Source organism: Bacteroidota bacterium, assembly GCA_041658205.1.
GTDB lineage: Bacteria > Bacteroidota > Ignavibacteria > UBA10030 > UBA8401 > UBA8401.
On sequence record JBBAAO010000001.1, the window covers coordinates 2260164 to 2274364 of the forward strand.

The 14201-nt window shown below is 38.7% G+C and carries 12 protein-coding genes; all 12 read right to left on the bottom strand.

All coding sequences use genetic code 11. From position 1 onward, the window contains the following. Nucleotides 1-10: 10 nt before the first annotated feature. Nucleotides 11-439 (bottom strand): Hsp20/alpha crystallin family protein, encoded by a 429-nt coding sequence (locus tag WDA22_09195; GenBank protein MFA5833640.1) that lies wholly within the window; start codon nt 437-439, stop codon nt 11-13. A 275-nt stretch (nt 440-714) separates the two neighbouring features. After that, complete coding sequence (trxB, locus tag WDA22_09200; GenBank protein MFA5833641.1) at nt 715-1659, bottom strand: thioredoxin-disulfide reductase; 945 nt, start codon at nt 1657-1659, stop codon at nt 715-717. 88 nt (nt 1660-1747) lie between these two features. Beyond that, on the bottom strand, nt 1748-2674 hold the full coding sequence (queG, locus tag WDA22_09205) for a tRNA epoxyqueuosine(34) reductase QueG (GenBank protein ID MFA5833642.1): 927 nt from the start codon (nt 2672-2674) through the stop codon (nt 1748-1750). A gap of 260 nt (nt 2675-2934) precedes the next feature. Then, nucleotides 2935-3459, bottom strand: a complete 525-nt coding sequence (locus WDA22_09210) for a nicotinamide mononucleotide transporter (GenBank protein ID MFA5833643.1) — start codon at nt 3457-3459, stop codon at nt 2935-2937. Between the two features lie 964 nt (nt 3460-4423). Continuing rightward, complete coding sequence (locus WDA22_09215) at nt 4424-4726, bottom strand: antibiotic biosynthesis monooxygenase (GenBank protein MFA5833644.1); 303 nt, start codon at nt 4724-4726, stop codon at nt 4424-4426. Continuing rightward, nucleotides 4723-5565 carry an MBL fold metallo-hydrolase gene (locus WDA22_09220; GenBank protein MFA5833645.1) on the bottom strand — a complete coding sequence of 281 codons (843 nt, stop codon included), beginning with the start codon at nt 5563-5565 and terminating at the stop codon, nt 4723-4725. The genes WDA22_09215 and WDA22_09220 overlap by 4 nt, the downstream gene beginning before the upstream one ends. Before the next feature lie 190 nt (nt 5566-5755). After that, nucleotides 5756-6304: a carboxymuconolactone decarboxylase family protein gene (locus WDA22_09225; GenBank protein MFA5833646.1), complete on the bottom strand. Its 549-nt coding sequence runs from the start codon at nt 6302-6304 to the stop codon at nt 5756-5758. Between the two features lie 80 nt (nt 6305-6384). Beyond that, nucleotides 6385-7257, bottom strand: a complete 873-nt coding sequence (locus tag WDA22_09230; GenBank protein ID MFA5833647.1) for a helix-turn-helix domain-containing protein — start codon at nt 7255-7257, stop codon at nt 6385-6387. 335 nt (nt 7258-7592) lie between these two features. Further along, nucleotides 7593-9302, bottom strand: a complete 1710-nt coding sequence (locus tag WDA22_09235) for a TlpA disulfide reductase family protein (GenBank protein MFA5833648.1) — start codon at nt 9300-9302, stop codon at nt 7593-7595. 75 nt (nt 9303-9377) lie between these two features. Continuing rightward, on the bottom strand, nt 9378-9716 hold the full coding sequence (locus tag WDA22_09240) for a YfhL family 4Fe-4S dicluster ferredoxin (GenBank protein MFA5833649.1): 339 nt from the start codon (nt 9714-9716) through the stop codon (nt 9378-9380). A 124-nt stretch (nt 9717-9840) separates the two neighbouring features. Next, nucleotides 9841-10476, bottom strand: a complete 636-nt coding sequence (locus WDA22_09245) for a 2,3-bisphosphoglycerate-dependent phosphoglycerate mutase (protein ID MFA5833650.1) — start codon at nt 10474-10476, stop codon at nt 9841-9843. A gap of 82 nt (nt 10477-10558) precedes the next feature. Continuing rightward, the gene (gene metH, locus WDA22_09250) at nt 10559-14050 is read right to left on the bottom strand and encodes a methionine synthase (GenBank protein MFA5833651.1); all 3492 of its coding nucleotides are present in this window, start codon (nt 14048-14050) and stop codon (nt 10559-10561) included. Between the last annotated feature and the right edge of the window lie 151 nt (nt 14051-14201).

Below are 14201 nucleotides of genomic sequence, written 5' to 3' on the forward strand. Positions count from 1 at the left end.
TCTCTCTTTCTTATCGAATGGAAATTTGTTTTGGTTTTGCATTTTCATGTTTTGGAAGTATAATGCTAAGTATGCCATTCTCGTGTGCGGCAGAAACCTTTTCCACGTCCACAGAATACGGGAGCTCAATGGAGCGTTCATATTTTCCATATGCAATCTCATTTCGTAGCCACTGCTCCTGTTCCTTCAATTCCGGTTGTTTTCGTTCCGCAGAAATTGTTAGAATGCCATCATTTACATTCACTTTGACATCTTGTTTTGCAATACCGGGAAGTTCCACTGAAACATGAACCTGCTCACCGTTTTCTTTCATTGATACTCCTCCAAATCGACTGTAACGTTTCATATCGTTGATCGCCGGAAAAGGAACTAATGACGAATTAATGATGGTATTAATTTCATCAAAGATATTTGAAACGGGTTGGAAACGGACTAACATAATTGTACTCCTTGGTTGTTTGTGTTTTTTTTATGAGTGTTGAAGTTTTGTATGATCAGATACAATTCAATCGCTGTGCCAAAAATAAATTGCTGAAAACAAACAATATTTTGATGACGCTGGATTATTTTATGAAATGATGACAGAAGAATAAGACACATTTTCCGATGCGAGAGTAACGAAGTCAGAAGTTTGTGACAATCTGGTTTTAAAAACAGAAACACCTTATCAGGTTTTTCTGATAAGGTGTCTTCGTAGATGTAGATCAATAAATATTATTCTTGTTCAGCAAGCCATCGTTCTGCATCAATGGCTGCCATACATCCGCTTCCCGCAGCCGTGACCGCTTGACGATAATAATGATCAGCAACATCTCCTGCTGCAAATACGCCTTCAATATTCGTCTTTGTTGAACCTGCTTGAACTTTTAAATAACCATTCTCATGCATATCTAGAATACCGTGGAATATTTCCGTATTGGGTTTATGACCAATCGCTAAAAAAAGCCCGTCTGCTTTTACTTCTTTAACGGTACCGGTTTTTATGTTTTTCAATTTCAATCCGGTCATTTTCTTTTTCTCGTTTTCCACAGTTCCCAACACCTCTTCAACAACGGAATTCCATTCAACAGAAACTTTGGGATTGTTTAAAACACGATCCTGCATTACTTTCGATGCGCGGAATTCTTCTCTGCGATGAACCAACGTTAATTTTGAAGCAAACTTTGTTAAAAAACTTGCTTCTTCCATAGCAGTATCACCGCCTCCGACAACATATACTTCTTGATTACGGAAAAAGAATCCGTCGCATGTAGCACACGCAGAGACTCCATATCCTGAAAATTGTTTTTCAGAAGCAAGTCCCAGCCATTTTGCCGACGCTCCGGTGGAGACGATAACAGTATCAGTGGTATAGAGAACATCATCCGCCCACACTTTAAAAGGCCGCTGTGAAAAATCGACTTTTGAAACAATATTAAACTGTGATTCGGCACCAAACCGCTGCGCCTGCTTGCGCATGATATCCATTAATTCCGGTCCTTGAATTCCATGCTCAAAACCAGGATAATTTTCAACTTCCGTAGTGATTGTTAACTGACCGCCTGGTTGAATTCCTTCAAAAATTAAAGGATTGAGATTGGCACGACTGGCGTAAATTGCGGCTGTAAGACCTGCTGGACCGGAACCGATAATAATAATTTTTCTGTGGTTATCTGACATATATACTTAAATGAATAATGTTAATAAAAAATTTGAATTTGTTTGTGCACATCACGATATTTTTTTATCGTAACGTGTCGAAGGATGTCTATGATATTTTGTTCTTAACAATGTTTGCATTACGAATAAGCCCCTCGCGTTTTGTTCGTTTGATAGGGGAATTCTTAAATCGTTGTGAAAAATCTTCCGGAGAAAGCTGTAATAATGTGTCCAGATTTGGATCAATATTCCAGGCTCTTGGTAAGAACTCGTTATGGTTTGTTGGTTGTTGGAATCTATTCCAAGGACAAACATCCTGACAGATATCGCAGCCATAGATCCACTGATCGAACCTCTTCCCCAATGATTCAGCGATCTCCCCGCGGTGTTCTATCGTAAGATAAGAAATGCATTTGTTACTATCTACGACATACGGTTCATGAATAGCATCGGTCGGACATGCATCGATGCATGCTGTGCATGTTCCGCAAAAATCTTCCATCGCCTCATCATAGTCGAGCTTCAGTGTTGTGATAATTTCCCCAAGAAAAACCCACGATCCATATTCCTTGGTAATAAGGTTCGTATGTTTCCCCTGCCAACCAAGTCCGGCGCGAGCCGCCCACACTTTATCCATTGCAGGACCAGTATCGACGTAATATCGTCCTTCAGAGTTCGGTGCTAATTGTTTGATGCATTCAAAGAGCATTTGGATTCTTTTGGTAACATGGATATGATAATCATCTCCCCAGGCATAACGAGATATTTTCCCATCATGATTATCCGGCTCATGCGGCGTTGAAGTATAATAATTCACTGCTACACTTATAACCGATTTCGCATTTGGGACAATTTCTCGAGGATCGATCCGTTTTTCAATATTCTTTTCCATCCATTGCATTGAGGCATGATAACCACGATTGAGCCATTCCTTCAATCGTTCGCCCTCTAGCGTAATTTCGTCAGCCTTAGCAATTCCGATTTTGTGAAAGCCTAGCTCAATTGCTTTAGATTTTATTTGTTCGGTAAGAGTCATTACTGCATTGTTTCATTTACATATCAAAATGTATAAACGATTCGATACCACACCTCAAATAAATTCTCGGAGAAAGATTTTCTATGATTTCTGCTTCAAAAACAAATTGCAGAAATATCTTTTTGAGTAATTCAGGTTAACGTGGTAAAAAATCAGTTGAGGAATTGAACTTGCGAAAGCTGTTAAGAATGAATTGTTTCCCAAAAACACCTTAAAAGAACTCCTCCTCACAAACCGATCGACAATCCGAGTCTTAAAATTTAATCCCTCATCTTTCGTGAGATCAAACCAACAAAAGCCACGACTGCGGTAGCCATCTGGAAATCCGCAAAGAAAACATGTCCCTTTAAATACCCAAAATAAGCGGTGACTGCATTGCTTAGTCCCAAAAGAAGCCAGCCTATATGGAAATTAGACCGTGCCAAAAAATAATTTCCCAAAAGAATCCCTACGCTAACTATTGACTTCGGCAATTCCAATGATCCGTTAAGAACAAAAACGGCTATGGCAATCACTACAGCAATAATTATTAGGCGAATCGGTAATTCAAAAATATATTTTTTTGTAGGCTTCAGAAAACCATACACTGCCGCTGCCAAAATTCCTACCTGCAAACTGGCCAAGGGCAAATTGCCCCTGGAGGAAAAATAAATAATTGCTAGACTGGCAGCAATAATTCCAAACAACCATGCGAATCGCTTGCCGATTAAAATTAAGACTTTATTGGCAAAAAATACCATTACGATAGAAATTTCAAGCAGGTGGATAGCAAAATCGGAATTCATAAAACCCCCTTCGTTGCAATGGTACTGTAGTGTTGTATAAAACAAAATGAAATATGCCGCCGATGGTGTTCTAGAATTCTTCTACGTTTTGAATACCGTTCATGCGGATTGCCAAACGAGGGCACATTTCGTACGACAGGATATTCGCCTCTTCCCCTTAATTTCTCTGCGCAAAAAATGAATCTATTAAATTAAAGAATAAAAATGTTTCTATTCGTGCGCAAAATCAATTGGAGAAAAATAAAACATTACCTTGTTTTGAAGGAGATACTAATTATCAGATTCCGATGGAGTCAATACGGAAAGCGCCTTTTCTTCGTGGAATCCATGAATGGTTTCGTTTATTTATTTGCAGACTTACCCCAAGGTGATTTTACGGATATCTGAAATATCTTCAATATTATATTCCATACGCGTTTTAAGCGAAGTATTATTTTCAACCCATAACGGTACTTAATGCTGATTGTGAAAGTTCACCGGAGAACTTAATCATATTTATAATCTTTCAAATACATACCAAAAAAATATTGCAATATTTCTTCAATGGCAATACCGTGTTTCGGGTATATCTTAATTTTATAAACTCAAATCTTTGATCGTCATTTTAGGAACGTGTTAACTCCAAATGAAGGTACTACCAAAGCTATTCATTGACTAGTTATACATCTAAAAAAATCTTGTTGCCTTTCACCTCAACCGGAAATGTTTTCAATCTCCCGTTCGCGTTGGTGGATACCCCAGTTCGCACATCATATGCCCAGCCATGCATCGGACACGTCACAATTCCACTCTCAAACATTCCCTCATGCAGTTTTTGGAATTTCTGATGAGGACACATATTCGAAACAGCACAAATTTGGCTTTCTATTTTGAAAAGTACAATTTCTTCTCCATCGAGGATAACTCTTTTTCCTCTCCGTTCTCTCACCTCTTCAATATTTATTCCTGAATTCACCATTATCTATCAAATACGTTCATATTCACCAATTTGTGATTCATGTATCGTCAATGATGAGCATTTCTGATCTAGTTCACTATAGCTTTCACGATATTCTTTTTGAAATTTTCGAAAACTATCGGCAGTCTCCCATTCATCAACCGTTAAATAAATATTTTTCTCGGCAATATCCCGCACCAACATCGTTCGCACATATCCTTTGCCACGTAAAAATAAGCGAACCCAGTCCCCATCCGAACCATAGATTTGCTCAAACTCTGTTTCTTTTCCTTGCTTCACTTCAAATTTCCAGATATAGATATAACTCATATTACTATTTTCTCTTTTATTGCCAACCCTTTTTCTGTTTTTTGCAATGTTACTGCCGCGGTTTCAGGATCATGTTCAAAAAATAAGATCCATCCTTCTTTTTCCGCTTGAGGAAGAATTCTCTTCTTTTCTTCTAATGTTCCAAGTGGTCGGAGGTCATATCCCATGACATAGGGAAATGGTATGTGTGATGTGGTTGGGACCAAATCACAACAAAATAGGAGTGTAGATGTTCCATCGGTGATTTTTGGAAGCTGTTGCGCCATCGTATGTCCATTGCAAACAACAACGGATATTCCAGGAAATATTTCTTGTTCCCCTTCGGTAAACTTTAGCATTCCTTTTTCATGCAAGATCATAAAATCATCGTTCATAAAACTTGCTCGGTCGCGGTCAGAAGGATTTTGCGATAATTCCCAATGTGCTTTTTGAACATAATACGTCGCATTCGGAAATGTCGGAACAAGCGTCCCGTTGACGAACTTCGTACTTCCGCCGCAATGATCAAAATGCAAATGGGTCAAGATGACATCTGTCACTTCTTCTGGTTTCACTCCATGCTTCGCCAATGAAGTTTCAAGAGCAAAATGAGAATTGTCAAGCCGGTAAATATCTTTCAGTTTATCATTCCATTTTGATCCATTACCGGTATCAACAAGAATCGTGCGGCCTTCGCCTCGGATGAGCAGGCAACGTGCGGCAAGAGTAATTCTCATTCGTTCGTCCGGAGGATTCGATTTTGACCAGAAAACCCACGGCACAACACCGAACATTGCACCGCCGTCAAGTGCAAATCTCCCCGTTTCTATTGAAGTAAGTTCGTAGTTTCCGATTTTCATAACAGTGTTAAATAATGTAATCGAAAATTCTTTCACTTTCTAATAGAAAGTGAGAAAACATTCATGAAAATTATGCCTTAACAATAAAAAAGCAGTTATCGCTTTAATAACACGACAACTGCAAGATATTTCTTCTTACTATTTTGTTGTTTTAACTCATCATGGATACAACTTCCTCAATTAACTATTTCTATGCCAACGTTTCATCCAATTGTGGTGCAATCGGAAAATCTATGGGAAACTGCATTACGCCATACAATAGATTGCTGATTGTTTTTTCTCCAATAAGAATAATAACATCAATCATATTAGCTTCGGTATATCCGGCAGCAAAGAATTTTTCTGTGATTTGCGGTGAAGTTTTTCCACGATTGATCGTGACGTCATAAGTAAATTCTGCCAATGCGTTTAATTTCCCATTAAACAACGCAGAACCTTTTCGAATCTCTAGAATTTGATCGTCGCTAAAGCCGTTCATCTTCCCTACAACAGTATGTGCACTTTGGCAATACTGACAATCATTAATTTGGCTAACAACAAGATTTACAACTTCGCGTTCTTTTGAATTCAACGTGCTCTTTCTGTTTTGAAAGGTAAAGCAATCGGCAAGTGCAGTTTCGGAATGCGCAAACGCAGCGAAAAGATTCGGTACAAAGCCAATACTCTTTTTTAGGCCATCAAAAATTGTTTTATTGTTTTCTGATACCTGTTCATATGTTGGAATAGTGAATGTTTTCATAGTGTCTCCTTTGAGTTAATAAATAAATTGACACTACAAAAATACAATAGAACGATACCGCAGAAAATGGACACACTTCCCTAATGACTGGCAATTCTTCCCTTATCGCTCACTTCAAACGATAATTTAGTTGATGTAGGGTTCAGGCCAGTTTGTTTTTTGAAAAAACGACTAAAATGCGCTGCATCTTCAAATCCTAAATCATATGCAATTTCTTTTATTGATTTGTCCGTATAATTTATCAGACGTTTTGCTTCCAAGGCTATTCGGTGATGAATCACTTGCAGCGGGCTTTTATCATTATACAGCTTGAAGAGATTTGAAAGAGTCTTTGAAGATTTAGCAAGTTGATCAGCATAGAACTGAACAGTATGCTGCTTTCGAAAATGATGTTCAACAAGAAAATTAAATTCACGAACAATGGTTAGTTTGTGTTCATCAATATTTCGATTGAGGAATTGTGTCTTTGCAAGTCTTGTCAGCTTGATGATCAGATTACCCAACAGCATTCTCAACATTTCACCCTGAATATTATCAGACTGCCCCATTTCATCAATGAACATATTCGTAAGCATATCAAATTTCTGGGTTTCACCGTCATTTAATGCAATAAACATTGTTTTTGAAGAATTATAATAGAGGAATCCCACACATCCCAATTCTTTGTCGTGATCAATGATGCAATAAAATTCCCTATTGAACTGCCAAACGGCTATATCTTCAGGGTTTTCAATGTGAAAGTTTTGATTATACATCAACGGCAAAATAGTATTGCTTGGGAATTCATGCGTAATCTCATCAATGATCACTTTTTGCGTATTTCCTTTATTCCATATAAATGTAAAAAGTTTCTCTTCTCTGCCGTCAGAAAACTGAGCGCTGTTTAAGCCATTTTCTTCCCGAAATAAAAACAACTTCCCTTGCGTGAATTTATTATGGTATTGTAATTTCATATTCCATTTTTTGTTGGACAAAAGTGTTGAATGAATTAGTCAATACATTTAACCATAATTTTCTACAATTAGTTCACAAAATAATCCCATTTTTGTGAATTACTAAAAATTTAGATTTTTATAAATAAAAAAAGGTCGATTCAATATATAAACCGACCTTCAATAAAATATCACAAAACAATATTATTTTCTGAATCGTGACTTTGATACGGTTAATTCTGCAAACACGTATTCAGGAAGATCCACGGCACAACACCAAACATTGCACCACCGTCGAGTGCAAATCTTCCTATTTCAATCGAATTGAGAGTATAGTTTTCTATGTTTATTTCAGTTTATTTCCTAAATATTCTGGCTAATGTTTTTTTAAGATCTTCACCACGTGCATCTAAATCCGTCGCAATAATATATCCTTTTGGATCAACAAGGATTGGCTTAGGAAATCCAATGACTTCAAATGTTGCCATAATTTTTTCTTGTTCTTCTTGCGTGAGTGCAACATTATACCAAGGCATACGAAATTTTTTCGACCTAAATTTATCGATATCAGATGCTTTATCAAACGAAACACTTACAATGTCAAAATTCTTGCCCTTGTACTTTTTATAAAGCTCACCCATATTTGGCATCTCTTGTATACAACCAGAACACCATATTGCCCAAAAATCTAATAGGTAATATTTTCCAGTTAATTTCTTACTGGAAATGTTCCCTCGTGAATCCATCGATTGAAATTCAAAATCCGGCATTTTTTTATTGCGTGATATTTTTTTATTGGCAATTGAATCTGGCACAAACATTCCCAACATCATTTTGTCACGGGTTTCTAACTCTTGCTGTGGATATTTTTCAAGAAATTGCTGATACCGAACCATGTGCAGTGCATTTTTTTTATCAACCTTCGCTTTTTCTATCAAACGCAAATTTGCTTCAATACGAATTTGCTTTTCAGGATTGGTATCGGCAAACTGCTGTAAAACATTTTCCAATACATTATTTGAATCATCTCTCGTAACAGAAATAAATCCATCACGATAGCTTGCAGACCACATTGGCGATGAAGGGGGGACAATTTGCAAAATACTTTTTCCATACTTTGCCAAATGTGATAATTCACTCCAACTAAATGGATTGCAAATACTCACTGCAGCAAATTGCCTGACCAAAAGATTTTCAGTTGTATCACTCATTTTTTCAATTAATTTTTGAGCCAAAATACTTCTATCAACATTCATACTTATTTCAGGTTCATTTTTACGTTTTTTATCTAATGCATTCCACAATGTAACCCGTTCATGAATAAATTGCGTGGTTAAATTCGAAATTGCTTCCAGAAATGCATGAGCGGTATCGAATGATATTTTAGGAAGCGATACATTCCGATACATGTTATACTTTTGTAAATTATATGTAATGGTAAACTTTCCATGAATGACAGGAACAGTAGATTTATATCCCCCGAAACCATCTCTAATAAAATGAGTGGATGTTGTTCCATTAATTGTTGGAGCTGAGGTCTGCCCTCCTCTTCGAATAACTAATTGATAGGAAACTGAATCCAAAGAACTACTTCCTTCAAATCTTGGATTTCCAGTAGAATCTAAACTCATTTTGTCTGCCCTTCGCATATCAAAATGATTCCAATCCCCAATAAGGTAAAAGTCATTATCTGGAAAGAGTTGGTAGACGGGCTCTAACTGTATTTTCAACTCAATATTTTCACCAGATTCCTGTATTATTAGTGGTATAGTTGCAAATTCATGATCAGGAGCTGAAACAACTATTTTATAATATCCTGGATTCTCAATTTCAAATTCTTTTTTGCCGTCAGATTCTACATCAATAGTCTTTATTGGATCGCCGGCAATATAATTTGCAAGCACTCCCCCTTGTATTAATTTTCCAACTTTGATAGTGGCCATGGAAGGGTGCTTGCCGTCAAATCCAATAATTTCAATGTGAACCTTGGTAGAAGCAAAAATGTTTAACACCCACACACAAACAAAAACACATAACACAAGAATATTATTTTTCAAAAACTTCATTGTGGCTCCTCAGAATAATAAAAAAGGTCGGCTCAATATATGAACCGACCTTCGCAAAAACATCAATTGAAAATATTATTTTCTAAAGCGTGAGTTGGAAGCAGTTAATTCTGCAAATGCTCTTTCAGGATGGATCTCTTTTGCGCGTACAAATAATGCATCTTCTGTTTCAGCGCGATTCGGATCCGGAACACAGCAGTCAACGGGACAAACCGCTGCGCATTGTTCTTGATCAAAATGTCCTACGCATTCTGTACATTTTTCAGGAACGATATAATAGAAATCGTTCGAGACAGCATCATGCTTTCCCCCTTTAAAATCATACTGAGCGCCCCCAGCATAGATTGCAGTGTTCGGACATTCAGGTTCACATGCTCCGCAATTGATACATTCTTCGGTAATAAATGTTGCCATAATGTTTTCTCCTCGAGGTTTACAAAGTAACTATTGAAATAATAAGAAAAACTTGTTCGAAACTCAATAATGGAATATATCAGATAAATAGATCTTATTTCAATAAGACTACTAAATTGTCTTCTTACAGGTATTTCTTTTCAACAATCATGCCATTTGAGTTGAAAACATACAGTAATGGTGCACCAGTCGGTATATTTAACTCTAAAACCTGTTCTTTTGTGAGATTATCAAGATGCATCACAATGGAACGCAGGCTGTTTCCATGGGCTGCTACGATGATATTTTTCCCATTTTTGATTTCCGGGAAGATCTTTTTCTCCCAATAAGGAAGAGTGCGGGCAGCCGTATCTTTGAGACTTTCGCTGGTTCCATCCGGATTCAATTCGGTTTTTTCTTTCGGTGGAGGTACGTCGTAACTGCGACGCCAGATCTTTACTTGATCTTCCCCATACTTCAGGGCAGTTTCGGCCTTGTTCAAACCCTGAAGGGCACCGTAATGGCGTTCATTCAACGCATTATCATATTCCGTCGGTAGGTCCGTTTGTCCGTTTGCCTGCAGAATAAATTTTAGAGTATTATTCGCACGTTGAAGCTTTGATGTGAACGCTTTATCAAATTTATATGCTTTAAGTTTTTCTCCAGCAGCTTTTGCTTCCTGCTCCCCTTTTGGAGAAAGCGGTACATCGACCCAACCAGTGAAACGATTTTCAAGATTCCATTGTGATTCGCCATGGCGAATTAAGATGACATTTGGCATAAGAGAGTTTGTCCTTTCAGAAATAAAAAACCACGACTAAATATAATAATTAATCGTGGTTGAAGAAAGATAGATCTTCATGTTACTTTATGTTAAAATATTTTGCTTCGGGATGATGTACAATAATCGCATCAGTGGATTGTTCAGGCTCCATCATGAATTCTTCCGTAAGATGAACACCGATTCGTTCCGGCTGAAGGAGTTCGAACAATTTAACATGATCCTCAAGATTGGGACATGCCGGATATCCAAAGCTGTAACGGGAACCTTGATATCCTTGACTGAACAATCGTTTTGTTTCTTTTGCATCTTTCCCAGCGATGCCAAGTTCTTCACGGATTTTTTTATGCCACAATTCCGCTAATGCTTCGGCAGTCTCTACGCTTAAACCATGGAAGTACAAATACTCCTTGTAATCGTTCGCAGCATATAGTTTTGCCGAATATTCGGATGCCTTCTTTCCCATCGTCACCATGTGAAACGGAACAACATCCATCTTTCCGGATTCTTTCGGTGAAAAATAATCGGAAAGACAGAGGAATCGATCATCCTTTTGGCGTGGAAAAGAGAATCTCAATCGTTCGGTTTTTTGATCGTCCTGATAAATAATAAGATCATTACCTTCGGATTGACAAGGGAAATATCCATACACAACTTTCGGTTGGAGAAGATTTTCACGCTTTGCCTGTTCTTTCAATCGTTCAAGATCGGGACGAACTTTTTCTTCTACTTCTTTACGGTAATCTTCTTCTGAACGTTTCCCTTTTCGCACCTGCCATTGTCCTTTAATCAACGCTGCTTCATTAATAAACCCGAAGATCTCATCAAGCGAAATATTCTCAACAATTTTAGATCCCCAGAATGGCGGTTTGGGAATTTCATAATCATGTGACACTTTAGAAATACCATTCGGGATCGGGTATTCTTTCATTGCCGCCGCGATTTTTGCTTCAGAGCCGGTCAGTAGTTCTTCACCATCTTCGGACGAGACAGTCTGTTCTGTTGATGACGATGCAAAACTTTCGATCCCTTTCGTTTTCAATTGTTCCATAAATCGAAGACCATCGAACGCATCGCTGGCGTACACAACCGTTCCTTTGTATAGAGACCGAAGGTCATTCTCAACGAATCGACGGGTCAGTGCAGCTCCACCTAAAACAACGGGAGGAATCAAACCGCGTTCGTTCATCAATTCAAGATTTTCCTTCATGATTGCGGTAGATTTTACAAGCAACCCGCTCATACCAATAGCATCGGCCTTGTGCTCCTGCCACGCATTGATGATATTATCCAACGGCTGTTTAATGCCAAGATTGTACACTTTGTAGCCATTGTTCGTTAAGATGATATCGACCAAATTCTTTCCGATATCATGTACATCTCCTTTGACCGTTGCAAGGACCATTGTTCCCTTGTTCGTTGCATCGGTTTTTTCCATAAATTGTTCTAGATACGCAACCGAAGCTTTCATCGTTTCCGCTGATTGAAGCACAAATGGAAGCTGCATATCCCCCCTCCCAAATAAGTCTCCAACTACTTTCATCCCTTCAAGCAGTACCTCATTAATAATCTGGAGCGGTGAATATTTTTTTAATGCTTCATCAAGATCGATACCGACATCCATTTTTTCACCGTCAATAATGCGGTTTTTGAGAATCTCCTCGATTGTACCGGCACGCTCTTTTTTCTCTGCTTTCATATCGGATTTTTTGTCCGCATAAAATGCCATCAATTCCGTCAACGGATCATAGGTACACTGTTCCCCTTCGAATTTCCGTTCGTCAAACACCAATTGCTTGCACAACTCGCGACCACGCTCGTCAATTTTGTAAAGCGGTTTAATCTTTTGTGCATTGACAATCGCCTGCGATAATCCCGCTTCAATGGCGAAATGCAAGAATACCGAATTCAAGTCATGGCGGATATGAGGTGAAAGTCCAAAGGAGATATTACTTACACCCAAGACAAACCCAACATCAGGATATTCATTTTTGATCAGTTTGATCGCTTCAATCGTTTCCACCCCTGCTTTCCGGAACTCTTCATCACCGCTGCCAAGAGTGAATGTGAGTGTGTCAAAAATCAAATCGCTGGATTTCATCCCGTACTTATTCACCACGAGATCATAGATCCTTTTTGCAATATCAAATTTGTCTTGAGCGGTCTTCGCCATTCCGCGTTCATCAATCGTAAGTGCAACAACAGCTGCTCCGTATTTTTTGCAGAGCGGTACAACATGAGCAATACGCTCCTCTCCATCTTCGAGATTGATGGAATTGACAATCGCTTTTCCAGCGCACAATTGAAGAGCTGCTTCAATAACATTCGCTTCCGTTGAATCAATTACCAACGGCAAAGGAACTTGCGTATTCAATCGTGAAACAAATTCCTTCATATCACGCACTTCATCTCGGCCCACATACGCAACGCAGACATCCAATACATGCGCTCCTTCTTTGATCGCCTCCTTCGCCATCATTACCATTCCGTCGTAATCTTCTTTTTGAAGAAGCTCGCGGAATTTTTTCGAGCCATTAGCATTCGTCCGTTCACCAACAATAAGTGGTGCGGGTTTCATTTCCATCGTTACGCTGGAATACAAACTCGAAACGGAAGGTTGATATTCAATAGTCCGTTGTTTTGGTGTAAAACCGCTCATTGCACTAACGACAGCCTTTAAATGTTCAGGACGGGTACCGCAGCATCCGCCAACAACACTCACTCCGTAATCTTTTACAAAATGGGTAAGCCACTGCGCCATTTCTTCCGGAGAAAGATGATAGTGTGCCACTCCGCCGACATTTTCCGGAAGTCCGGCGTTTGGAATACAGGAGACAGGAATTCGTGAATTCTGAGTCAGGTACCGAATATTTTCAGACATCTCCTTCGGACCGGTCGCACAATTCATTCCGATAACAGAAATATCATACGGCTCTAATGCGGTAAGAGCCGCACCGATTTCCGTTCCCATCAACATCGTTCCCATCGTCTCAATGGTTATGGAGCTGACCACAGGAAGCTTAATTCGTTTATCAGCAAAATATCTGAATGCCGCACCAAGAGCGGCTTTCACCTGTAAAATATCTTGCGATGTTTCTACAATAAGAAGATCAGCTCCACCTTCCACCAAACCAGAAACTTGTTCGTAATACGATTTTTCCATTTCGGAAAATGTAATATGTCCAAGCGATGGAAGTTTTGTTGTGGGTCCGATTGATCCGGCAACAAAACGGGGGTGAGCAGCGGTTGAAAATTCTCGTGCTACTTTCTTAGCCAATGAAGCACCTAGTTTACTAATTTCATATGCACGATCCTGTAGATCGTATTCTGCAAGCACGATAGATGATGATCCGAATGTATCGGTCTCAATAACATCAACGCCGGCAGCAAGAAAATCGCTGTGAACTTTCTCAATGGCAGAGGGTTTTGTCACAAGCAGAAACTCGTTACAACCGTTAAGATGCTCTCCGCCAAAATCGTCCGCGGTAAGATCCTGAGTCTGGATGTTTGTCCCCATCGCGCCGTCAAATACGACGATTTTCTCTTTTAATACTTGTTCAAATGTTTTACTCATAATTATTATTCGTAGAACAAGCATTCTTGCTTATTCAAAATCGGTTAAACAGGAAGGTTTTACCTACATAAAATGAAAAACCCCGACAACAATAATGAAATGCGTCGGGGTACAATGTGTTTTTTACCTTCGACGCTTTAGCAATTTTTCA